This window comes from Corynebacterium sp. KPL2838 (assembly GCF_040225455.1).
Lineage (GTDB): Bacteria > Actinomycetota > Actinomycetes > Mycobacteriales > Mycobacteriaceae > Corynebacterium > Corynebacterium rhinophilum.
Window position 1 is genome coordinate 73,417 of sequence record NZ_JBEHFT010000002.1, and the last position, 23,036, is coordinate 96,452.

The window sequence follows — 23,036 nt, forward strand, 5'->3', positions numbered from 1 at the left end:
ATCGGACACGTTTGCTTAGCGCAGTGTGCGCTTGCCGCCTTCGCCGCGGCGGGTAATGCCGTGGGCATCGAGGTATTCCAGCAGCGGGATGGCCACCCGGCGGGTGGTCCCTAGCGCTTGGCGGGCGGCGGACAGGGTGAAGGGCTGCTCGAGTTGTGAGAGGTGCTCCCGTGCCTTGCCCGGCGCGTCCGGTAAGAGGATGATCCCGTCTTTCAGGCGTAATAGGCGCTCGGCGCGCTCGGCTGCGGCCAGTTCTTTCTCGCTCAGTCCCAGCTCTTTAAGCTCGTGCACCTCCGGTGCGGCGAAGGGCTCCTTTTCTAACATGCGCTCTAATTCGGCCACGGCGGACTCGGCGGCGCCAAGATCCACGGTGTGGCCCGGCAGGCGGATAAGGCCTTCGGATTCTTCCGCGTGGGCAGCGGCCACCGCTAGGCGCAGCAGCCCCTCTTCCTTAAGTCCCAAGGCATCGAGTGCCGCCTTGCGCGGCATGCCCGGTGCGAGCGGATTGGCCGCGGCGTGCTCCTGCAGCGCAGTAGTCAGCGCTTCTTTCCAGCGCGTTACCTGGCGGGCGGCAATCCACCACTGTTGAAAGTTAATGATGCCCGACGGCGTGGCATCGGTGTCATAACCATCGAGTTCCAGGTCCGCGCGCCGGGCATAGCCCACACGCTGCAGGTAGGAGGAAGGATTGCGGAAAGAGGTGTGCTCCGCCAATGCCTCGGCACGCTTGCGGGCGGCACCGCGGCGGTCTAGCTCCGGCGGGCGCACGTCGATGACCTCCACGCCGGCGCTGACATGGCGACCACCGGGGCTGCGGACGACAAGGCGATCCAGGATGATCAGCGGCATAGCGCGCGATAGGCGCAGGCGGGCGAAATCCGCTGACAGCGGCCGCAAGTGCGCTTCTACCCCCGCGGTCCCGCAGTGGACCACGAGGATATCGGGCAATTCATCAAGTGCGGTGCCAAAGGTGCGGTGGACGTCTACGGTATCGATAGCGCGCCACGCACCTGAGGTAAGCAGCAGGTCACCGCGGTGGATATCGGCGGCACCGACCCCGCGCAGGTTGACCGCGGCACGTGTTACGGGGCCCAGGGGTTCCTGCGCGGTATTTTCGCTGTGCAGGCCGCGGATCTCCACGCGGTTGTCCCCTGCCGCGGTGGAAAGCACCAGGGTGTCGCCGGTGCGCAGCGTGCCGGCGCTGAGCGTCCCGGTCACCACGGTTCCCGCGCCCTTGACGCTAAAGGCGCGATCGATCCACAGCCGCACCGGGGCATCTATCGCGGGTGTGGGCACTTGGGCCACCAGTTCATCGAGCGCCGCGCCCAGTTCCGCCAGGCCTTCGCCGGTGTGGGAGGAGACGGGGATGATGGGGGCATCGGCAAGCGGCGTGGCAGAAAACTGCGTGCGCACTTGAGCGGCGACCTCCGCGCGGCGCTTTTCATCGGCGCGGTCGCTGCGGGTCAGGGCGATAATCCCGTGCTCGATACCCAGCGCGTGCAGCGCATCGCGGTGGTCGGTGGATTGGGCCTGCCAGCCCTCGTCCGCGGCAACCACGAAGAGCACCACGGAGGCCGGGCCTACACCGGCGAGCATATTGTCAAAGAACTTTTCGTGGCCGGGGACATCGACAAACGCCACGTCCGCACCAGAGGGCAGCGTCGTCCACACAAAGCCCAGGTCAATAGTGAGCCCGCGGCGCTTTTCTTCGGCCCACCTATCCGGATCCATATCCGTTAAGGCGCGCACCAGGCTGGATTTGCCGTGATCGACGTGGCCGGCGGTCGCGATAACGTACATCTACATCACCGCCCGGATGGCCGCGATGAGAACCTCATCCTGGGTCTCGGGCACGCAGCGCACGTCGATGAGGCAGCGGCCCTGGTGCTGGCGCGCCACCACCGGCGGGGTGTGCTGGCGCAGCTTTGGTGCCAGTTCCTCCGGCAGGGATACCGCAACGCCGGGCAGCGGGTACTCGGGGGCGCCTCCCCCGCCCACGCGGCCAGCGTGGTCGACAACCTCGCCGCCCACCGCCGCGGCGATGGCCTCGGTGCGCGCGCGGTGGCACGCCGGGTCAAGGTGGAGCGCCTGCTGCACCGCATTGGCGGGCGTTGTGATCGCTGCTTCCAGGGCATTGAGCCGCAGCTTATCGATGCGCACCGCCCGCGCCAACGGGTGCTTTTTCACCGCCGCAATCGCGTCCTTAGTGCCCAACAGGATCCCGGCCTGCGGCCCGCCCAACAGCTTATCGCCCGAGGCGATGACAATATCCGCCCCGGCCTTGAGCTGCGCGTGAATATCAGGCTCGTCCGGCAGGACCGGATCATGGGTAAGCAAGCCCGAGCCGAGATCCACGATGAGGTGGGTACCCTGCTTCTTCGCCAGCTGCGCCAGCTCGGCCACGCCCACCGAGGAGCTAAACCCCTCTATCCGAAAATTGGACGGGTGCACCTTCAAAATCGCACCGGTCTCCTCCCCCAGCGCGCGTTCATAATCATGGAGGTGCGTCCGGTTGGTCGCGCCTATCTCCCGCAGGCGCGTCGCGGTGGATTCAATCAGCTCCGGTAGGCGAAACCCCGCGCCGATTTCAATGAGCTCGCCGCGCGAGATGATGACCTCCTTGCCCGGGGCCAGCGCGGCCGTGGCCAGCAATAAGGCCGCCGCACCGTTATTAACCACCAGCGCGTCCTCCGCACCGGGGCACGCCGCCAACAGCGCCTGGGTGGCACCGGCACCGCGCCGGGACGAGCGCCGCCCAGTGTCTAAGTCCATTTCCACGTCGGTATATCCGGCCGCGTCCTGCAGCGCGGCTATCGCAGCCTCTGGCAGCGGGGCGCGGCCCAAGTTTGTATGGATGATGACGCCGGTGGCGTTGATGACCGGCTGCAAGGAATAGGTGCTGTGGTCAGCCAGCCTTCGCGCTATTTCTTCTTCTACGCCGGTAACGGGCACCTCCCCGCGCCGGGCGGCGGACAGCACGCTTTTAATCAAGGCGCGGATGGCGTGTTCTGCGATTATCTCCCGCGCGCTTTCTACTGCGGGGAGCCGCAAAAGCTCATCCATGCGGGGTAAATTCCGGCGGGGATCACGGGCATTATTCGCGGGGCGACCAGCGTTATGGCTCGGCACTCGTTTTCCTCCTTGCGCGCGTATGGCGGAGACGGACAGGAATCGAACCTGCCAGACCGAGATGCTCGGCCTCACCGGTTTTGAAGACCGGGGCGCCCACCAGGACACGTACGCCTCCGTCTGGCTACTTTACAGATCCCGCGCGCACCCCACCGCCGCCGCCCCACCACTTTCCGGCGGGTAAAATGACCAGCATGACCGAGCAGATTAATTTAACCTCTTTCGCCGCCGGTGGCGGCTGCGCCTGCAAGATTCCCGCCGGGGAATTGGAATCAGCGGTAGAAGGGCTCATCGGCAAGGCCGATCCCAATGTCCTGGTCGGCCTCGACGATGGCGATGATGCCGCAGCGGTCAAGATCGACAACGGCCTCGCCGTGATTTCCACCGCGGACTTTTTCACCCCCATGGTCAATGATCCCTATACCTGGGGCCAGATTGCCGCAGCCAATGCGCTATCCGATGTCTACGCCATGGGCGGCACCCCCATTACCGCCATCAACCTCGTGGGCTGGCCCAATGAAAAGCTTGGCTTGGACATCCTGCGCGAGGTGCTGCGCGGCGGCATGGATAAAGCCACCGAGGCGGGCATTTCCATTACCGGCGGTCACTCCATTACCGCCCCAGAGCCGTTGTACGGCATGGCGGCGACGGGCATCGGCGATCCCGAAAAACTCATGCGCAACGATGCCGCGGAGGCCGGCCTGCCCATTACGCTGACCAAGCCCATCGGCGTGGGCATTTTGAATAATAAGCACAAGGCCACCGGCGAGGTATCCCAAGCAGCCATCGATTCCATGACCGCGCTCAACCGCCAGGCCGCCCAGGATGCGGTCGCCGCCGGTGCGCGCGCGGCCACCGATGTCACCGGCTTCGGGTTACTGGGCCACCTGTACAAGATGTGCCGCGCCTCCGGCGTATCGGCTGAGCTGGACTTTTCCGCGGTCCCCACCGTGGACGGCGCCACCGATGCCCTCGCGGAAGGCTTTATCCCGGGCGGTTCGCGCCGCAACCTGAATTGGGTCCGCCCGCACCTGCAGCCCTCCTCCCTTACGGAGGAAGAGCTAGTGCTGCTTGCCGATGCCCAAACTTCCGGCGGCCTCCTCATCATCGGCGAAGTCCCGGGCTACCCCGTCATCGGCCGCACGACACCGCTTTCTGACGATTCCTACATCACCATTTCCTAAGATGAACCACCGCCTTTTTAGCCTGCCCCTTGCCACCCTCGCCCTCGGTGCGGGCCTTGTCGCCTGCGCCGACGGGAGCACCAACCGCGGCTGCTCACCCATCGAATTATCGGAGCTGCGTACTTCCCTGCCCGACACCCTCATCGGCGCTAACCAGGATCCCGATTCCACCAGCGATGAGAATGACTCCTTCTCCGTGCTCTACGGCGGCGACTCGCCGGAGAAGGTTAGCGTACTGGGCACGAAATACGAGTCCGATAACGAGGCCGTATGCCCCGATGACCCAGATGCGGCGGCAGAGCGCTACTTGGAACTGGTCAATGAGGACATCGATAAGCAAAATGCCGCCCAAGGCCGCGCGGGAAATGAGTACAAACCATTCGATTTCACCGCAGCGGACCGGCATTTTTATTGCTCGGCCTGGGCGGTCGAGGATGCCATCTCGACCACCTGCGTGACCACGGTCCATGACGCGGCGGTCAACTACTATCTCCACCGCGATTCCGAGTCCTTAGAGGCGGAGCAATCGCGCATGCAGGAGATCGGCGAAGAGCTCGCCGATTCCTTTGCCAACCTCGACTGAGCCTGGCTAGCCCTCGCTAGCCTGCGCTGAGCACGTCGGTGGCAAGACCCTGCTCGCGCCGGCGCCGCTCCGCGCGGCGCTTTTGCGGGCCCATCGTGGTGGCCGGGTTCTTGACCGCTTCAAGGCCCGCGTTGAGCACGCCAAAGCGCGTGCACGCGGATCCGGCAAGCAATGATAGGCCCGCGGCCACAGACACGGCGCGGGACTTCGTCGCCGCCGCCACCGCACTGCCCACCCCGCCAGCGGCAATCAAGTATTCCGAGGCGCGCATGAGCTTTCCCGGCGTTCCGTGATGCAATTCCTCGCGCGGCTCCGGCTCCATATTGCTTTCAAGCACCTTCGTCGCCGCGATATCGCTGGCCGCAGCTGCCATTCCTAAGGCACGGGCGGGACCGGCGTGCTTTACCGGAGTGGTCACCATGGCCAGGCCAGAGGCTGCTGCCGAAGCCGAGGACACAAAGACATAGGGCAAGTGCCGCTTCATGTCATTCCACACTGGGTTGGACGTATTAGACAGCAATACCGCCGTATATCCGGCCAGTGGGCCACCGAGCACACCGGTTATCACTCCGGCCGGAGTCGCGGCCTTGCTCAGGCTCGCGCGCAGCCACTTCGGCAGCGGAAATCTCCGCTTGGTCGCGTTATCCACCTCTACCGCGGCCGGAATGGCCGCCGCGGTGGAAAAGCCCGCGAGCAGCCACGATCCGAGCGACATCGGCGAGGTCACCTTGAAGACGCGGAACATATTCAACGCGCGCTCCGGCCGGCCCAGGTCCAAAATCAAAAAGACCGATCCTGCGGCCGCCGCGCCAAAGGCCGCTACCCGCGTGGTCCGGCGCAAAGGTGCGTTGCCTGCGGCCTGTGCACCGGTAGCCAAAAGGCCCGATCCGCCGGCTATACCGCCCAATAAGAAATATCCACCGATGGGCCACTCCCACGGCGGGGCCTTAACCACGGGCCTGCCGTAGTAGGAAGAAAACTCAAAGTCTTCTGCCATCCGCTCCTCTTTGGAGCCATCCTGCGCACCCGCGCCCGGGCGCTTGCGCTTCTTCTTGCGCTTTGGCCCGTCGAAATTACGGTAGCGATTCGGCCGCTCCGGTTGCGGTGGCCGGTACTCATCAAAACCGCTCATTTGCGCCCTCCAATCAAAAAGGAACCCGCCACGGCGAGTGCCATCCCACCGATGGCCTTGGCCGCGGTTTTATACATGTTCGGCAAATCCGCAGTGGGCACGCGCGGGTCCGGCGGCAGGCCATAGACCTCTGGCGAATCCAGCAATAAGAAGATAGAGCCGGTTCCGCCCACGCCATCATTGTCATTGGCGCCATAGAGCCGCGCCTCCGTTATGCCCTGTTCGTGCAGGACGCGCACGCGATCCTTCGCTGCGGCCAGCATGTCCTCATAGGTACCGAACTGGATGGAATCCGTCGGACACGTCTTGGAACAGGCCGGCTGCTCGCCCTGTTTCAGGCGGTCATAGCACATGGTGCACTTCTGGGCGACGCCCACATTCTTAATCGGCATTGCCTCGCCCGGCGTGTGATCCGTGCCTTGGGGCTTGCGCTGCTTGAGCTTTTTGAGCACGTTGATGCCGACGTGCGAATTATCCTGATAATCCACCGTCGCGGTCTTATCGTATTTCAACGACACCCCGCCATCATCGCGGCGTTCGATGACGCCGAAGGGGCAACCCGCAACGCAGGTTCCACAGCCATTGCACACATCATCCTGGACCACCACGGTGCCAAACTCGGTGCGGAATAGCGCACCTGTGGGGCACACGTCCAAACATCCCGCATGCGTGCAATGCTTGCAGACGTCCGAGGACATCAACCACCGGAACGTATCCGTATCCGGCGGAGTGGTATCGACCTCATCCGGCTTTCCGCCGATGGTGGGCATGCCAAGGGAAATAAGCTGTTTTCCCTCTTCGCGTGCCTTTTCGATGCGGTCATTGTTTTGTTCCACAAAGGCCACGTGGCGCCACGTATTAGCGCCCAAAGCGCCGGTGTTGTCATAGGAATTACCGGTGACGTCATATCCCTCTACCGGGTTGCGGTTCCATTCCTTGCACGCCACCTCGCAGGCCTTGCAGCCGATGCACACGGACGTATCGGTGAAAAAGGCCATGCGGCGGTAGGAATCATAGCCGTGCCGGCCCGCGTCCTCGGTCAGTAGATTAGTCATTTACTTACCTTCTTCGCCATCGCTTGCCGTCTCATCATCACTACTATCCGCGCCAGATTGACTGTGCTTTTCGGGCTCGGGGTTATAAGTAAACGAGTCAGGGACCGACAACAAATCATTGCCGGAATCAACGCTCAGCTGCGCCCGCTCCTGATACTGCTTGAGCAGCTTCAAGCGGCCTTCTCCCCTTGGCCGGCGGCCCGGCTGGATATCGCAGGCACCGATCTTTGAGTTCTGAATGAACACATTCGGTTCGAGCGTAAGGCCCAAGAGATCGTTGGCACCGTCACCGACCACAGCGGTGGTCTCGGACTCGCCGTAGTGGAAGGGCAGGCCAATCTGGTGGAATTCTTCCCCATTAACCTTCAGCATCTGCATGCGATCGGTGACCAAGACCTGCGCCTCAATCACGCCGCGCGGCGAGATAATCGTCGCCCACTCGCCATTTTCCAAGCCGCGCTTTGCGGCCAAGTCCTTATCCACCTCGCAGAATAGGCCCGGCTGCAGCTCCGCCAGATAAGGCAGGCGGCGCGACATCGCACCCGAGGTGTACATCTCCGTAAGGCGATAGGTAGAAAATACGAACGGAAAAATCTCCGCACCGGGCATGCCCGGTTCTGGACGCTGCAAGTTATCCGGGCGCTTGATGGTCAAGCGCGTCGGCGATTGCTGCTGCTTATACAGCACGTTGGTCACCGGAGACTCCTGCGGCTCGTAGTGGGTGGGCAAAGGGCCATCGGAAAGCCCGGAAGGCGCAAAGAGCCACCCGCGACCGTCCGCCTGCATGATGAAGGCGTCCGTGCCATCAAGGGCGTCCGGACCGACGGCATCGGCGGGAGCCTTGTACTCGGGCGACTTCGTCACCGGGAAGTCAGGGACGTCATCTCCTACCCACTTGCCCTGGGCCTCGTCCCACCACACGTACTTCTTACGCTCGGACCACGGGGTGCCATCCGGCTTGGCCGATGCACGGTTGTACAAAATGCGGCGGTTAGCAGGCCAGACCCAACCCCACTCGGGCGCGACCTCGTTCTGCTCCGACCCCGGGACCTTGCGCGCGGACTGGTTAACGCCGTCCTTGTACACGCCGGTGTAGATCCAGCAGCCGCCGGAGGTCGTGCCGTCATTCTTCATCTCCACGAAGGTGGGCAAAAGCTCGCCCTTCTTGGGACCATCCAGGTAGTAGCCGTTGATCTCTTTGAGGACGTCCTCCGAGTTCGGCTCGCCTTCCTCATTTTCCACGTAATCCCACGTCACCTTCTGGAGCGGGAGATCGCGCGGATCGGTGGAATCGCGCAGGCGTTCCTTGAGCTTCTTACCCAGCTGGTAGAAGAACCACAGCTCGCTCTTGGCATCGCCTGGCGGCGGTGCCGCCTGGAAGCGCCACTGCAGCATGCGCTGGGTCTGGGTAAAGGTACCGGCCTTTTCCACGTGGGTGGCTGCGGGCATTAAGAAGACCTCGGTTTCGATGTCTTCCGTCTTCAGCTCGCCGTTTTTAATCTCCGGCGCATCCTTCCAAAACGATGCGGTTTCGATTTCCTGGAAATCGCGCACGACCAGCCACTTCAGCGATGCCAAACCGCGACGCTGCATGCCACCATTGGACTGCGCCACCGCCGGATTCTGGCCAAAGACGAAGTAGCCATCTACCTGGCCATTAAGCATGGCTTGCAAGGTTTCGTAGGTGGAATGCGCGCCGGAAATGCGCGGCATGAGGTCATAGCCCCAGTTATTTTCCTTGGTCGCCGCGTCTCCCCAGTAGGACTTCATCAAGGACACGGCGTAATTTTCGCCGATCTGCCAGAAGCCCTTTTGGGACTCATCCCGGATCTCATCCACGAATTCCGGCCACGTCTGCTTTTCCACGCTCGGCATGGGCAGGTAGCCGGGCAGGGAGTGGAAGAGCGTCGGGATGTCCGTGGATCCCTGAATGGAGGCATGCCCGCGCAGGGCCATGATTCCGGAGCCCGGACGGCCCACATTGCCCATCAAGAGCTGCAAAATGGCAGCGGTACGGATGAACTGCGCGCCCAAGGTGTGCTGGGTAAAGCCCAAGGCATAGGCGAAACACGTGGTGTGTTCCGGATCCGAATTCTGCGCAATGGAATCCGCCAAGTAGTAGAAGTCTTCCTGCGCGATGCCGCAGGTTTCTTCTACCAGCTCAGGGGTATAGCGCGCATAGTGGCGCTTGAGAATCTGGAAGACCGAATTCGGGTGCTCCAGGGTGTCATCGCGCTCCACATTCCAGGAAGAACCTTCCGGCTTTTGCACGTACTGCCACGAATCGGTCACGTACGTGCCGGTTTCCGGGTCATAGCCAGAAAACAGTCCGTCCAGTTCCTCGGTGTCCTGGTAGTCCTCCGAGATGATCATCGGCGCATTGGTATATGCAACGACATAATCGCGGAAGTACAGCTCATTCTGGAGCATGTAATTAATGACCGCACCCAGCAGCACCACGTCGGTTCCGCCGCGAATGCCAATGTGGCGGTTGGAGAACGCAGAGGTACGCGTATACCGCGGATCCACGTGAATAATGCGGGCACCACGCTTTTTAGCTTCTACGACCCACTGGAATCCCACTGGGTGGCACTCGGCCATATTCGAACCCTCAATGACGATGCAATCAGCATTCGCCATATCCTGCAGCGGTTGGGTTGCGCCGCCGCGGCCAAACGAAGTTCCTAAACTAGGAACTGTGGCGGAGTGTCATATGCGCGCCTGGTTTTCGAGCTGCACCGCACCGGCAGCGGTAAAAAGCTTCTTGATGAGGTAGTTTTCCTCGTTATCCAAGGTCGCGCCACCAAGGCCAGCGACACCCATCGTGCGGTTTAGAGTCCGCCCCGAGTCATCGGTGTCTTGCCAGCCCTTCCGGCGCGCTTCCAAGAAACGATCCGCGATCATGTCCATCGCGGTGTCTTCATCCAGCTCCTGCCACTCGGTGGAGTGCGGTGCGCGATATTTGATCTTGGTCAAACGCGTTGCGGAGTTGACCAACTGCTCCGACGCCGAACCCTTGGGGCACAAACGCCCGCGCGAAATCGGCGAATCTGGATCGCCCTCAATCTGGATAACCCGGTCATCTTTGACGTATACGCGCTGGGCACAACCGACGGCGCAGTATGGGCACACGGATTGCACCACGCGGTCAGCTTCCACTGTGCGCCCGTGCTTTTCCTTGCTCTTAGAAGACTGCGTATTGATATCCCTGCCAAAGGGATCGCCGCTACGCAGCTGGCGCACAACCGGCCAGTTGAGAGGACTTAAGCGAGACATGACTTTAAATCTATATTTGGGCGGAAAATTTCTCTAGCAAGGTGACCCTAAGCGTTTTTCGCAACTGCGCTGATCGCGCATTCCACGCCCCGCACGACGTCCGCGAGCTCCAGCATCGGGCTGTTTTCTTTATTCTGCTCCTTAATAAACGGCACGTGGATAAAGCCTGCTTTTACCTGCGTATCTTTGAAATGGTGCAGCAGGCCATAAAGCAGGTGGTTGCACACAAACGTTCCCGCGGTGGTCGAGACCCGGGCCGGAATCTCCGCCTCCTGAATCGCTGCGACCATCGCCTTCACCGGCAGAGTAGAAAAGTATGCAGCTGGGCCGCCTTCAACCACTGGTTCATCGCTGGGCTGGTTACCAGCATTATCCGGGATAGAAGCATCCGCGAAGTTGATGCCCACCCGCTCCGGAGTGATATGGCCCCGCCCGCCGGCCTGTCCCAGGCAGACCACCGCGTCCACGTTTTCTTTCTCGGCCACAGCAATGGCCTGCTTCAGTGCTTCACCGAACACTGTTGGCACAGGATGCTTAATAATCTGCGCCCCACCGATTTCATCCGGCAGCCTATCCAGCGCGCGTTCCGTAGGGTTAATCTCTTCGCCGCCAAAGGCATCAAAAGCAGTTACCAGAATCTTCATCATTCCAGTATGGCAGCTAACGGTACCCCGCTGCTTTGATTAAGCGCTGTTCTCTTAGTTTGCGCGTAGTACCCAGCCGCCCTTCGCGCTCACCGGCAGCGGCTTTCACCGGGGCGTTGTGCTCTCGGTGAGCGCGAAGGTGAGGAAGACGAATTCGAGCGGACGGGCAGTGTATTAAATCGAGGGCGACCATTCATCTCCCCTACCCCTCCCTTCGCGCTCACGGGAGATAGGCGATCCAACCGAGCTGATGCTCGCGGTGAGCGCGAAGGGCGGCGTTGCAGGAGGAGGAGATAAAGGGCGAGATGGAGGTCGCAGCTGAAGGTGAAAGCACGAGTGGTTACTGAACCGCTTTATCTACAAAGTGGTCATAGCAATTCACCTGCTGCAAACGAGACCCTTTTTCTTTGCGGTTTGACGCGTGGAATAAAGTGAAACTAGTTGAAGTTGAACAGAACCGTACTCAACAAATAGTCAGACCTGTTCATTTTATTTCTAAAGGACGTTCTATGACACAAAAAGTTTCCTCTCGCTCCAAACTTCCTAGCTGGGCAACGGGGTTTGGCGCGCAAGTCATTGCGGGCCTTATTATCGGCCTCATCCTAGGACTGATCGCATCTGGGATGAATACCGATCCTGACAATCCAGGGTGGTTAACCAACCTGCTCAGCGGTGTCGGTGGCGCCTATGTCCAGCTATTGAAGGTCATGGTTCCGCCGCTTATCTTCGCCGCGGTGGTCACCTCTGTAGCTAACCTGCGCAAGGTTGCCAATGCCGCATCCTTGGCCATTTCTACGTTGGTGTGGTTCGCCATTACGGCGTTCTTCTCCGTCATCGTGGGCATCGTCGTGGCATTAGTCATGAAGCCCGGTGCTGGCACGAGCGTCGATGCATCCGCTGCAGAGGATCCGTCAAGCGTTGGTTCGTGGACTGCCTTCTTTGAGCAGCTCCTGCCACAAAACTTCTTTGGCCTTACCGCCTCTGCCAGCGATGGCGAAATATCGCTGAACTTCGGTGCGCTTCAGCTGCTGGTTATCTCCTTGGCCATTGGCATTGCCGCCGTACAGACCGGTAAGGCAGCCGATCCCTTCCTGCACTTTACGGAGTCCTTCCTCAAGGTCATCCAGAAGGTCCTGTGGTGGATTATCCGCCTGGCACCGATTGGTACCGCAGCGCTCATTGGTAAGGCAGTTGCTACCTACGGCTGGGACGCACTTGGCTCCCTGGGCAAATTCGTCTTGGCAATGTATGTGGGCCTGGCAATCGTCTTCGCCGTGGTCTACCCAGCGGTACTGAAGTTCAACAATATCTCGGTCACGGGCTTCTACAAGCGCATTTGGCCGGTAACGTCCTTGGGCTTTGTCACCCGCTCCTCTATGGGTGTTATGCCCGCAACGCAACGCTTCAGCGAACGCGCCTTAGGCGTTCCCACCGAGTACGCGTCCTTCGCAGTGCCACTCGGCGCTACTACGAAGATGGATGGCTGCGCCTCTGTCTACCCTGCTGTTGCTGCGATTTTCGTCGCGCAATTCTATGGCGTGGACCTAGACTTCACGCAATACCTGCTCATCATTTTCGTCTCCGTTATTGGTTCCGCGGCTACCGCGGGTACCACTGGCGCGACAGTCATGCTCACGCTGACTCTGTCCACGCTGGGCCTCCCTTTGGCCGGCGTTGGTTTGCTGCTGGCCATTGAGCCCATCATTGACATGGGCCGTACGGCACTCAACGTCACGGGTCAGGCATTGTGCGCGACGGTCGTCGCCAAGCGCGCGGGCATCCAGAACCAAGAGGTCTGGGATGAAGCCGAAAATGGCGTCAAGCACATCATGGAGGAAGACTCCGACGAGGAAGTAAGCGTCAAGGCTTAATAAACGAAAATAAAGGCCCAGGGCACAGCGCCTTGGGCCTTGGGCCTTTATTTATTGCCGGAATGGAAGTGGGCGGCGATGCGCAACACCAGCCGGCTCCACGTGGATAAATACGCTGCATCCGGCGAAAAGCTCGTCGAGGGCGACTTCGACGTCATCGGCAATCTCGTGTGAGTAGAGCACGCTCCAGTCCGCTGGCACCTCCATGGTCAGGTAGACCATTCTTTGCCTGCCGGAGGCTACCGTACGCCGATCCGTGAAAGTCACGGACTTTTCTTTTTCCAGTTCAGCTAAGAGATCCCAAATTTGATCTTGTTCTTCTTGCGGAAGGGCCTCAGAAAGCAGGCTGCTGACGGAATCGCGCAAAATCTTAAATCCCGTCCACAAGATATTGATGCCAATGGCCAAGGCCACAAGCGCATCAAGCCACAACCAGCCCGTAAGATACACCGCAGCCATGCCGACGAGAACGCCGGCGGAGGTCCACACATCCGTAATCAGGTGGTGCCCATCCGCATTTAGCGTCGCAGACCGGTAGCGCTTGCCCGCCTTAATCAGGGCCAAACCGACGCCCAAATTAAGTATCGAGGACAATAGCGACAGCGCTAAGCCCCAACCGCCTTCTTCAACGGGCTGGGGAGTAAAAAGGCGTTGGACTGCGGTGTAGATGATGGCTCCTGCCGCAATGAAAATCATCGCCCCTTCTACCAACGCGGAAATATACTCCGCCTTACCGTGGCCAAAGTGGTGATTATCATCGGCAGGCTTAGCGGCAATACGCAAGGCGCAATAACCCGCGATGGCTGCCACAAGGTTCACGAGGGATTCGAGGGCATCAGAGAAGAAACCAACCGAGCCCGTCAGCCACGCCGCCAAGGATTTCAGGACAATTGTCGCTACCGCCGCGGCGATGGACAACATCATAAAGCGCTCTAAAATACGCTGCTCAGAACTTAAAGAAAACAAGGTCTACTACTCTCCCTTCGGCAACCAGAATCAGTCCGAAGGTCTCGTTCGCATCGATGCCTCGATGCTGAGTGGCCGGGCCTTTAAGCCAGTGTGTCGACCAGTCATCGCGGCGCAGTAAGCGCCGTAGGAACTACTCCCCTTCTAGGTTCACAGGTTAGCAGACGGCGAGAATCCTTAAACATTCAAGCAAATCCTTGATCCGCCCTAGCGAACGCGAGGAGCCCATATAGACGAAAAATCTCCCTACGAACCAGAAGGTTTCTCACCATCTGGCTCGTAGGGAGTAATTGAGGCTTTTGCCTAGTTTAGTGCTGACCCTCTGCGAACTCTTCGACCAACTTAGCGTTGAATGCAGGCAGGTCATCCGGGGTACGGGAGGAGACCAAGCCCTGGTCGCAGTGGACCTCTTCGTCAACCCAGGTAGCACCTGCATTGCGGAGATCGGTCTGCAGGGACGGGAAGGACGTCAAGGTACGGCCCTTGAGAGCCTCTGCATCGGCTAGAATCCAGCCGCCGTGGCAGATAGCGCCCAAGGGGCGGTCCTCGCCCATGTGCTTGCGCACGATGCTAACGGCTGCCTCATCCAGGCGGATGAGGTCAGCGTTATTGGTGCCACCAGGCAGGATGATGCCGTCGAAGGTCTCACCCTCGGAGTCCTTGGTCGTAGCATCAACGCTAATCTCGGTACCGTTCTTGCCCGTAATGGTGCCGGCCTTAGGAGCCAGAACCTTCACAGTAGCGCCGGCCTTCTGCACGGCCTCTAGCGGAGAGGTCAGCTCGGAGTCTTCAAAGTCATTCGTAGCAATGATTGCGATCGTCTTGTTTTCTAGCTCAGCCATTATTATGGCCTCCTTATTGTTGTCGGGTACGCAGATAGGATAACTCTACATTCGCGCGCTCGCCACGTTCACTACCGCGACCTGCAACAAGCTAGGTTTTAGCCGCCGATTTTGAAGTCACACACGTCGCCATCGTGCATGATGTAGTCCTTGCCTTCTTGGCGGACCTTGCCGTTGGCTCGCGCTTCGGCCATTGAGCCAGCAGCAACAAGATCGTCGAAGGAGACGATTTCTGCCTTGATGAACTTCTTTTCAAAATCGGTGTGGATTACGCCAGCGGCCTGGGGTGCGGCAGCGCCTTGCTTAATGGTCCACGCGCGGGCTTCCTTTTCACCAGCGGTGAGGTAGGTTTGCAGGCCCAAGGTGGAGAAACCAGCCTTGGCCAAGGTAGCCAAGCCGGGCTCTTCTTGGCCTACTGCCTCGAGCAGCTCGCTTGCCTCGTCCTCATCCAGCTCCAAGAGCTCGGACTCGGTTTGTGCATCGAGGAAGACGCAATCTGCTGGGGCGACGAGCTGGCGCAGTTCGTCCTTCTTGGTGGCATCGGTAAGCACAGCCTCGTCCGAGTTAAAGACATAGAGGAAGGGCTTAGCCGTCATCAGGTGCAGCTCGCGTACGAGGGAAAGATCAATCTCGCCGGTCTTGGCGGCGGCGAAGAGGGTGCGGTCATCCTCTAGGATTTCCTGCGCCTTCTTGGTGGTCTCCACAACAGGCGCCAAGTCCTTATTCTTCCGGGCATCCTTTTCTAGGCGCGGCAGGGCCTTCTCGATGGTCTGCAGATCCGCCAGAATCAGCTCTGTATTAATAACGGAAATGTCATTGCCGGGATCTACCTGGCCATCGACGTGGATGACATTGTCATCAGAAAAGGCGCGGACCACCTGGCAGATAGCGTCGGCCTCGCGGATATTGGCTAGGAAGGCGTTTCCCATACCCTCGCCCTGCGAGGCACCTGCGACGATGCCGGCAATATCCACGAAGGACACGGTCGCCGGCAAGATGCGCTCGGAGTTGAACATCTTGGCGAGGGCGTCCAAACGGGGATCCGGCAGCTCCACCAAGCCCACGTTGGGCTCGATGGTGGCGAATGGGTAATTAGCCGCCAAGATTTCGGAACGGGTCAGGGCATTAAACAAAGTGGACTTGCCCACATTGGGCAAGCCGACGATTCCTAGTGTAAGACTCACGGGGCTAATCCTAACGCACCTACCGCGTTATGAGGCAAGATGGTGGGGTGAGTTCTGATAAGCAACCGACACCCGAAAAGCCGCAGGCGAGCCCGGGCGATAAGATGGACGGTGACTTCGACACCAGCCAATTGGACGATGTATCTCCACATCCCCCGGGTAATCAGGTCGATCGCTCCGTCATTGCGGGCGAAATGGTGAAATCGACCTCCCTGTGGGCCGTGCGCCTGCTGATAATCGGCGTTTTCCTTTTTGCTGTATATCAGGTCCTGGGTAGCTTCTGGCAGGGCATCCTTCCAGTGCTCTTGGCTCTTATTATCTGTACAGTGCTTAACCCCATGGCGCGTTGGATGCGAACAAAGGGACTACCCGCGGGCCTGGCAGCGATTGTGACGATCCTGCTCTCTTCAGCCGCCGTCGGTGGGCTCATAGCCTCGGTGGCACCGGACTTCATACGGCAATCCCAGTCGCTCTACCTACAAACGGTCTCCGGCATCCAGCAGCTCCAGGTTTGGGCCCAGGGCCCACCCCTGAACCTCGATAGCGACGATATGAGCACCTATATCGACGAGGCCGCAGGCTGGTTGCAGGAGCGTGCGGGCGTTATCGCCGGGTCTGTATTTACGGGTATCGGCAATGCCACCTCATTTTTCGTCACTGTATTCATTGTCTTGGTGCTCACCTTCTTCTTCCTCAAGGACGGCACCAAATTCCTGCCGTGGCTGCGCGATGCCACCGGGCGGCGCGCCGGCTGGCACCTCACGGAATTGCTCACGCGCGCCTGGAATACCCTGGGCGGATTCATTCGGGCACAGGCGGTGGTCTCGCTTATCGATGCCATCTTTATCGGCCTCGGCCTCGTGCTTATCGGCGTGCCCTTGGCGATGTCCCTGGCAATCATCACCTTCATCGCCGGCTTCATCCCGTTCGTCGGCGCCATTGTCTCCGGCGCGCTCGCGGTGGTTATCGCCTTAGTGTCTTTGGGCTTTACCCAAGCACTGTTGGTCTTGGGTCTCGTTCTTTTGGTCCAGCAACTTGAAGGCAATGTCCTCTCGCCGTGGCTGCAGGCTAAGGCCATGAACCTGCACCCAGTCATTGTTTTGGTCTCCGTCATCGTCGGCTCCGCGCTCTTTGGACTCATCGGTGGATTCTTGGCCGTGCCGACCGCCGCCATGATCGCGGTGGCTTATCGCTACGTCCAAGACATGATGAAGCTGCAGTCCGGGGAAAAGCACTCCTCCGAGCTCAACTACTCCACCGTCGCGGGCTATCTCATCGGCCGCTATACCGAAGAGCAAGCGCAGTACAAGCGCGAGCAATGGCGCAAGGTCCCAGAACACGCCAACCCCGATATCGCCGGCGCCGACGCGGCTTCCGATGGCGATTCCACCACGCTCGACGCCTCCGTCGACGTCGATTCCACCCCGGAGGACTATGACGAACCGAGCATGCGCTCCAACCTACGCCGGGCGCGGGATGCCTTTGAAAATCTTTTGAACGGAGATTCGAAAAAATAGTGTGCTGTGTCGGCAGCACGTGTCATAGTGGATTCCATGACATCCACTTTGCCCGTGCTGCTGCTGTTTATCGGTCTCCTATTGGGCGCCGTTCTGGGATGGTTGGCCCACTCTCATTCCACCTCCCGCTCCGCACCGAGCGAGGAGCACCGGGCGCTGCAAGAATCCCAGCGCCGCCAGGCCGAGCTGCAACCGCTGGAAAAGGCCATGGATAGACTTGGATTCCAGCTCCAAGAATTGGAAGAAGATCGCACCGCCCACTTGGCCTCCCTGTCCAGCCAAGTGCAGGCGGTGACCCGCACCTCGTCCCGGCTAACAGAGCGCACGGATCAGCTCGTTACGGCTCTACGCTCACCCAATGTGCGCGGGCGGTGGGGCGAGATTCAGCTAGAGCGCGTCGTCGAACTCGGCGGCATGAGACGGCACGTAGACTTCGATACCCAAGTCTCTGCCCCCTTAAACGGCCGCATCGTGCGCCCAGATATGCTCATCAACTTGGCCGGTGGCAGGCATATCATCGTCGATGCCAAGGTCCCATTTTCTTCTTACCTCGATGCGCTAGAAACCGAGGATCCAGAAGAACACGCCGGCTACCTGCGCCGCCACGCGCATCAGCTGCGCAGCCACATCCAGGCGTTGTCCCACAAGGACTATATTGAGGCCTTCCAACCCACCCCGGAATTCGTGGTGCTCTTCGTGCCCGCAGATCCCTTCCTCGATGCTGCTTTATCGGTCGATCCTGAGCTCATCGAGTTTGGTTTTGAGCGCAACGTCGTCATCGCCACCCCGAGCTCCCTCTTCGCGCTTTTGCGCACGGTAGCTATGGGTTGGCACCAAGAAGATATTTCCACCAAGGCAAAAGAAGTCCAACGCTTGGGACGCGAGCTCTATTCGCGGCTCAATACCCTTTCGGAGCACTACGGCAAGGTGGGTCAAAACCTCGAAAAGGCAGTAGAAGCCTATAATTCCACGCTCTCCTCGCTGGATTCGCGCGTGGGCGTGACTGCCCGCAAGCTGCACGAAATGGAGATCCCCGGCCGCACGAACAGGGCACCGCGCGAGCCCTCCCCCATTGATACGTGGCCGCGCGGGACAAATTCTTCATAAATTCTAGGCAGGTTTACTGCGTGGATATAGCCATTGGCCCGCGCCAGACGGTAGGATTTTGCGACGTGTCACTAGCCAAACAACGAAAGCCAACCGCCGCGCAAAGCCTGAGCATGCCGAACATCTCGCTGCTGAAGGGCCTTGGGCTATTGGCGGCACTTTTGCTCACCGGCGCATTGATTTCCATTCTTGCCGGCTCCATAGGCTGGATGTACTTTGCCTTCCTCATCATCAGCTCGCTACTCATAGCGCTCATCGTTGAGGAGCGGGGATTATTCCTGTCCATCGCGTCCATCCCCATTTTGTACGCGGTAACCGTGGTGACGGCGGGAATCTTCATCACCAAGTCCAATGCTCCAGAAGGCACCAGTTTTTCTAAAACGTCGCTGCTCACCTCGGTGTATCCGCTGGTCCAGAACTTCGTGTGGTTGCTTATCGCGGTTCTCGGCGCGACGGCAATCGGCGTTTTGCGCTGGATTCGCTTCCGCAAGGCCGCACAGCGCGCTGTGAATCAGCAAAGGGTCTCGCGGCGCGCGGACATGAAGCGGGATCGTCAGAACCGCGCTGAGCGGCTTTCCGTGGCGGAACTCATGGCGCGTAATAGATCCGAAAACCCGCAGGCCTCATCCCCACGCGCCTCTCGCCGCAGATCGCATGCACAGGCGCAACCTCCGCAGAAGCCGCAGGACCGCATCCGCGGCCGCGACCGAGAAGAGCGTCGTCGCGAGCAACAGGCGGAACGCGAAAATCGCTTGCAGCCCGATCCGAACCGGCGCGCGGGGGACGTGATACCACCGGCCCCCGAAACAGGTCCCACTTCCTCGATAAAAGACACTGCCAAGAAGCAGCGTTGGGACGATAACCTCTACGAATAAACTAAACCGTGAGCCCTCGGCACTCTTTAAGAGGCCACCAGGCTCACGGTTATCGTTGTTTTAGGCGTTGCAGCGCTAGGTGCGCGCGGGACGCAGATCACGCGGCAGCGCAAAGGTAATGGATTCCGTAGAGGTGGTTACTTGCTCCACGTCATTAAAGCCGCGATCATCCAAGTATTCGAGTACTTCGCGCACCAAGAGTTCCGGCACGGAGGCGCCACAGGTCACACCAACGGTCTCTACGCCGTCTAACCACGATTCATCGATTTCTGCGGCGAAGTCCACCAAGTGGGAGTCGCGCGCGCCTGCCTCGAGTGCGACTTCTACGAGGCGCACCGAGTTGGACGAGTTTTTTGACCCCACCACGATCATCAGATCGCACTTCGGCGCGATGGCCTTGACGGACTCTTGCCGGTTTTGAGTGGCGTAGCAAATATCATCTGATGGCGGGTTTTCCAGGTGCGGGAAACGCTCGCGCAGTTTATTGACGATGACGACGGTCTCATCCACCGAGAGCGTGGTCTGCGACAGCCAGATGAGTTTTTCATCCTGCAAGTAATCTGGCAGCTTGTCCACGCCGTCGACGCCATCGACCAGGTGTGTGACATCGGGGGCCTCTCCCGCGGTGCCCTCTACCTCTTCGTGGCCTTCATGACCCACGAGGAGGATGTGGTAACCATCGCGCTCGAAGCGCTGGGCCTCCTTGTGCACCTTGGTAACCAAGGGGCAGGTGGCATCCAGGGTCAATTGCTTGCGCTCTTGCGCCTGATTGCGCACCGCCGGGGAGATGCCGTGGGCAGAGAATACGAGGTGAGCACCCTCTGGGGCTTCGGATGCCTCTTCAACGAAGATGACTCCGCGCTTGGCCAGAGATTCAACGACATAACGGTTGTGGACGATTTGCTTGCGCACATAAATGGGTGCGCCGTATTTTTCTAGCGCCTTTTCTACAGTCTCGACGGCGCGGTCCACTCCAGCGCAGTAACCGCGCGGTGCCGCGAGGAGAACATTTTTACCATCAGTCATGCCTCCCAGAGTATCGAAAGGTAAAGCAAAACAATAGTAAGGGCTATCCAGCAGCAAAAGCGCCCATCTAGGCCACCCAAGCGGGGCGGTGCTTGTCCGGAGCACCTACACTAAAAGGCACCGTATGGTGCTGTAGATGGAAAGGGTGGGTGCGTGAACCAACCGGCAAATACTCCAGAGACCCCGTGGCCTGTAGGCCAGGTCAATGACCAGGTGAAGGGGTGGATCGAGCGCCTTGGATATCTGTGGGTGGAAGGCCAATTAACGCAGATCAATTACAAGCCCACGTGGAAGCTGTCTTATCTCACCCTACGCGATGTGCAGCAGGAAAAGTCGGTGCAATTGACCTGCTCGTCCTCAATGCTGCACAACTTGCCCACGCCGCTAAAAGATGGCGACCGCGTCATCGTGCACGGCAAGCCCGCGTTTTATGCCGGCCGCGGATCCTTTTCCTTGTGGACCACGGAGATCCGGCACGTGGGCATCGGCGATTTATTGGCGCGCATTGAAAAGCTGCGCGCACAGCTCGCCGCAGAAGGCCTCTTTGATCCCGCGCGCAAGCGCCCACTTCCCTATCTCCCGCAGAAGATCGGCCTGATTACTGGCCGCGGTTCTGCCGCCGAGCGCGATGTCATGGCGGTCGCCCGCGACCGGTGGCCGGCCGTGCAATTCCGCGTCATCAATACCGCTGTTCAGGGGGCAAATACCGTCCCCGAAGTGGTTTCGGCCCTGCAGGAGCTCGACGCCGATGCAGATATTGATGTCATCATCATCGCCCGTGGCGGCGGTTCTGTCGAAGACCTTTTGCCTTTTTCTGAAGAAGCCCTGCAACGTGCCGTCGTGGCCGCCAGCACGCCGGTGGTCTCCGCGATTGGCCACGAGCCGGATAGCCCGGTGCTGGATAATGTCGCAGACTTACGCGCGGCTACACCCACGGACGCCGCCAAGCGCGTGGTCCCTTCGGTGGCAGAGGAACGGGCGGTTATCGCAGAGGCGCGTTCCCGCATGGCAGCGGCGTTGCGCGGCTGGGTAGAACGCGAGCGCCGTGGATTAGATAATATCCGTTCCCGGCCGGTATTGGCCGATCCGATGACCCCGATCCGCGCTCGGCGTGAAGAAGTCGAGCGCATGCGTACGAGTATGCGCCGCGAATTGCGGGTGTTGTTAGACCGCGAGACCCGGCACGTGGAGTCCCTTCGCGCACGGGTTTCTGCTTTAGGCCCTTCGGCGACGCTTGCCCGTGGGTATTCTATTGTTCAAGTCTTGCCCAAAGATGGCAGCGATCCGGAGGTAGTTAGCTCCTATGAGCAATCACCGCCCGGCGCGCAATTGCGCATTCGCGTGGGCGATGGTTCCATCACCGCCGTATCCATGGCCTCCCAGGCCGCCGATTAGCCAGAAATAGTAGGAGAATTGCTGATGTCAGATGAAACCATTGGTTCCGGCCAGCCGAGCCAGGATGCCTTTACTCCCGTAGAGGAATTGAGCTACGAACAGGCGCGCGATGAGCTCATTGAAACCGTCAAGATTCTAGAGCTCGGCCAAATGGGCTTGGACGAGTCCCTGAAGTACTGGGAGCGCGGCGAGGCACTTGCTCGCACGTGCGAATCCCACTTGGATGGCGCCTCTAAGCGCGTGGAAGATGCTCTCGAAAAGGCGGAAAACAACGAGCAACAGGCCGAGGAGGGTGAAGAGTAATGCAGATTTATGGTTACCCGGGAAAGCGGATTGATTTCGTATCCAAATCGGCATCGGCAGGCTCCATCATGGGCGGCGATTCCCGCGCGTTGGTAGAGGAATTTTTCGGGCCGGCGCATACCATCACCCAGGTTTCGACCACCGAGGAGGAACTGAGTTACTTTTCCCAGTCCATCGTGCTGCTGCTTGCCGATGCCAAGGTGGTCCAAGTCTCCATCTACCCGCAGCGTTCCCAGCGCGAGCGCGTGGACGTCTACCTAGAAAAGACGCGCCTGAGCGGGCTAGATGCGGCTGCCTTGGAAGAAGCCGCCGGTGATACTGAGGGAATCACGGTGAAAGCAGACGATGAGGGGCTCAGCGAGGTTACTTTCCGCTTATAGGCTTGGCCTTGATGAAGGCCTCGGTCGCGGCGGCGAATTCTTCATCGGGGGCTGCGCCGGAGATGATGAGGCGGGCATCGCCTAGGTCAGCGATCCACAAGCGGCGCACTGAATCGTCGTCGCTCGCCAGCACGCGCACTTGGTGGCCGGCTACCTCGCGCGTGGAGTTCAGCCCGCGATAGTTAGCGTCGTATTTTTCGCCCGCGTCTTCTGCAGAAACCTGGGTTTGGGTGGATTCCACGTAGTTTCCATCTGCGGTAAGCCAGCTGACGACAGTGGCTGTCTCGCCTCCTAGCTGCGAACGTCGGGCCGCATTGGCCTGCCAGCCTTCGGGCATCTGGGGATCTCGGATGGCGCCAACACCGGCGCGGGCCTGCGTATCCAGGAAGGTCTCCTCGTCTACCTCTTGGACTGGGCCTTGCGCTGTTTCCGGATTCACCGAGCAAAGCCCGGTTGCGCCCACCACAAGCAACATCATGAGGACCACTATGGAAAGGGACAAAATGATGTCGCGAGCGCCTTCGAAAATCTTCGGTCTTTGTTCTGCTGCCACGCGCCTTAGTATCG

20 protein-coding genes and 1 tRNA gene are annotated in these 23,036 nt (G+C 59.9%); 9 read left to right on the plus strand and 12 right to left on the minus strand.

Going from position 1 to position 23,036, the window contains the following annotated elements:
* Nucleotides 1-15: 15 nt before the first annotated feature.
* From selB to ABRP98_RS01265, 3 genes are all read right to left on the minus strand, one after another.
* Entirely contained in the window at nt 16-1,800 is a 1,785-nt protein-coding gene (gene selB / locus ABRP98_RS01255; protein WP_349857101.1) for a selenocysteine-specific translation elongation factor, read from the minus strand.
* On the minus strand, nt 1,801-3,129 hold the full coding sequence (selA, locus tag ABRP98_RS01260; RefSeq protein WP_349857102.1) for an L-seryl-tRNA(Sec) selenium transferase: 1,329 nt from the start codon (nt 3,127-3,129) through the stop codon (nt 1,801-1,803). It lies immediately after the preceding gene.
* A gap of 23 nt (nt 3,130-3,152) precedes the next feature.
* Nucleotides 3,153-3,247, minus strand: a tRNA-Sec gene (locus tag ABRP98_RS01265).
* Between the two features lie 76 nt (nt 3,248-3,323).
* On the opposite strand from ABRP98_RS01265, the gene selD reads away from it, so the two are divergent.
* Together selD and ABRP98_RS01275 are read left to right on the plus strand one after the other, a co-directional pair.
* The gene (selD, locus tag ABRP98_RS01270; protein WP_284796302.1) at nt 3,324-4,313 is read left to right on the plus strand and encodes a selenide, water dikinase SelD; all 990 of its coding nucleotides are present in this window, start codon (nt 3,324-3,326) and stop codon (nt 4,311-4,313) included.
* A gap of 1 nt (nt 4,314) precedes the next feature.
* A complete protein-coding gene (locus ABRP98_RS01275; RefSeq protein ID WP_284769926.1) occupies nt 4,315-4,896 on the plus strand; it encodes a hypothetical protein in 582 nt (193 codons plus the stop codon).
* A gap of 16 nt (nt 4,897-4,912) precedes the next feature.
* Here ABRP98_RS01275 and nrfD read toward each other — a convergent pair whose 3' ends face one another.
* From nrfD to pcp, 4 genes are read right to left on the minus strand one after another with little or no spacing between them, the layout of a single operon-like run.
* Complete coding sequence (gene nrfD / locus ABRP98_RS01280) at nt 4,913-6,028, minus strand: NrfD/PsrC family molybdoenzyme membrane anchor subunit (protein ID WP_284796301.1); 1,116 nt, start codon at nt 6,026-6,028, stop codon at nt 4,913-4,915.
* Nucleotides 6,025-7,083, minus strand: coding sequence for a 4Fe-4S dicluster domain-containing protein (locus ABRP98_RS01285; RefSeq protein ID WP_349857103.1), 1,059 nt, complete (start codon nt 7,081-7,083; stop codon nt 6,025-6,027). Before ABRP98_RS01285 ends, nrfD begins: the two co-directional genes overlap by 4 nt.
* Complete coding sequence (fdnG, locus tag ABRP98_RS01290; protein WP_349857104.1) at nt 7,084-10,359, minus strand: formate dehydrogenase-N subunit alpha; 3,276 nt, start codon at nt 10,357-10,359, stop codon at nt 7,084-7,086.
* A gap of 47 nt (nt 10,360-10,406) precedes the next feature.
* Entirely contained in the window at nt 10,407-11,003 is a 597-nt protein-coding gene (gene pcp, locus ABRP98_RS01295; protein ID WP_349857105.1) for a pyroglutamyl-peptidase I, read from the minus strand.
* A 509-nt stretch (nt 11,004-11,512) separates the two neighbouring features.
* On the opposite strand from pcp, the gene ABRP98_RS01300 reads away from it, so the two are divergent.
* Nucleotides 11,513-12,874, plus strand: a complete 1,362-nt coding sequence (locus ABRP98_RS01300; protein ID WP_284850345.1) for a dicarboxylate/amino acid:cation symporter — start codon at nt 11,513-11,515, stop codon at nt 12,872-12,874.
* 51 nt (nt 12,875-12,925) lie between these two features.
* Here ABRP98_RS01300 and ABRP98_RS01305 read toward each other — a convergent pair whose 3' ends face one another.
* The 3 genes from ABRP98_RS01305 to ychF form a co-directional block, all read right to left on the minus strand.
* Nucleotides 12,926-13,840, minus strand: a complete 915-nt coding sequence (locus ABRP98_RS01305) for a cation diffusion facilitator family transporter (protein WP_502878773.1) — start codon at nt 13,838-13,840, stop codon at nt 12,926-12,928.
* A 308-nt stretch (nt 13,841-14,148) separates the two neighbouring features.
* Complete coding sequence (locus tag ABRP98_RS01310; RefSeq protein ID WP_284769932.1) at nt 14,149-14,682, minus strand: type 1 glutamine amidotransferase domain-containing protein; 534 nt, start codon at nt 14,680-14,682, stop codon at nt 14,149-14,151.
* 98 nt (nt 14,683-14,780) lie between these two features.
* Nucleotides 14,781-15,866 carry a redox-regulated ATPase YchF gene (gene ychF, locus ABRP98_RS01315; RefSeq protein ID WP_349857106.1) on the minus strand — a complete coding sequence of 362 codons (1,086 nt, stop codon included), beginning with the start codon at nt 15,864-15,866 and terminating at the stop codon, nt 14,781-14,783.
* Nucleotides 15,867-15,895: 29 nt separating this feature from the next.
* Between ychF and ABRP98_RS01320 the strand changes: the two genes are divergently transcribed.
* The 3 genes from ABRP98_RS01320 (at nt 15,896) to ABRP98_RS01330 (ending at nt 19,365) form a co-directional block, all read left to right on the plus strand.
* On the plus strand, nt 15,896-17,383 hold the full coding sequence (locus ABRP98_RS01320; protein ID WP_349857107.1) for an AI-2E family transporter: 1,488 nt from the start codon (nt 15,896-15,898) through the stop codon (nt 17,381-17,383).
* A gap of 36 nt (nt 17,384-17,419) precedes the next feature.
* Nucleotides 17,420-18,490 carry a DNA recombination protein RmuC gene (locus ABRP98_RS01325; RefSeq protein ID WP_349857108.1) on the plus strand — a complete coding sequence of 357 codons (1,071 nt, stop codon included), beginning with the start codon at nt 17,420-17,422 and terminating at the stop codon, nt 18,488-18,490.
* 65 nt (nt 18,491-18,555) lie between these two features.
* Nucleotides 18,556-19,365, plus strand: coding sequence for a DUF6542 domain-containing protein (locus tag ABRP98_RS01330; RefSeq protein ID WP_349857109.1), 810 nt, complete (start codon nt 18,556-18,558; stop codon nt 19,363-19,365).
* A gap of 75 nt (nt 19,366-19,440) precedes the next feature.
* Here ABRP98_RS01330 and ABRP98_RS01335 read toward each other — a convergent pair whose 3' ends face one another.
* Entirely contained in the window at nt 19,441-20,391 is a 951-nt protein-coding gene (locus ABRP98_RS01335) for a 4-hydroxy-3-methylbut-2-enyl diphosphate reductase (RefSeq protein ID WP_284850342.1), read from the minus strand.
* Nucleotides 20,392-20,544: 153 nt separating this feature from the next.
* Here ABRP98_RS01335 and xseA point away from each other — a divergent pair, with 153 nt between their 5' ends.
* Genes xseA through ABRP98_RS01350 form a run of 3 tightly spaced genes read left to right on the plus strand, consistent with a single transcriptional unit; the run spans nt 20,545 to nt 22,469 of the window.
* Complete coding sequence (gene xseA, locus ABRP98_RS01340; RefSeq protein WP_284850341.1) at nt 20,545-21,786, plus strand: exodeoxyribonuclease VII large subunit; 1,242 nt, start codon at nt 20,545-20,547, stop codon at nt 21,784-21,786.
* Between the two features lie 24 nt (nt 21,787-21,810).
* Nucleotides 21,811-22,089 carry an exodeoxyribonuclease VII small subunit gene (locus ABRP98_RS01345; RefSeq protein WP_349857110.1) on the plus strand — a complete coding sequence of 93 codons (279 nt, stop codon included), beginning with the start codon at nt 21,811-21,813 and terminating at the stop codon, nt 22,087-22,089.
* Complete coding sequence (locus ABRP98_RS01350) at nt 22,089-22,469, plus strand: hypothetical protein (protein ID WP_349838815.1); 381 nt, start codon at nt 22,089-22,091, stop codon at nt 22,467-22,469. The genes ABRP98_RS01345 and ABRP98_RS01350 overlap by 1 nt, the downstream gene beginning before the upstream one ends.
* Here the strand turns inward: ABRP98_RS01350 and ABRP98_RS01355 are convergent.
* Entirely contained in the window at nt 22,453-23,022 is a 570-nt protein-coding gene (locus ABRP98_RS01355; protein WP_284769940.1) for a DUF4245 domain-containing protein, read from the minus strand. The two genes, ABRP98_RS01350 and ABRP98_RS01355, sit on opposite strands and share 17 nt — an antisense overlap.
* Nucleotides 23,023-23,036: the final 14 nt, after the last annotated feature.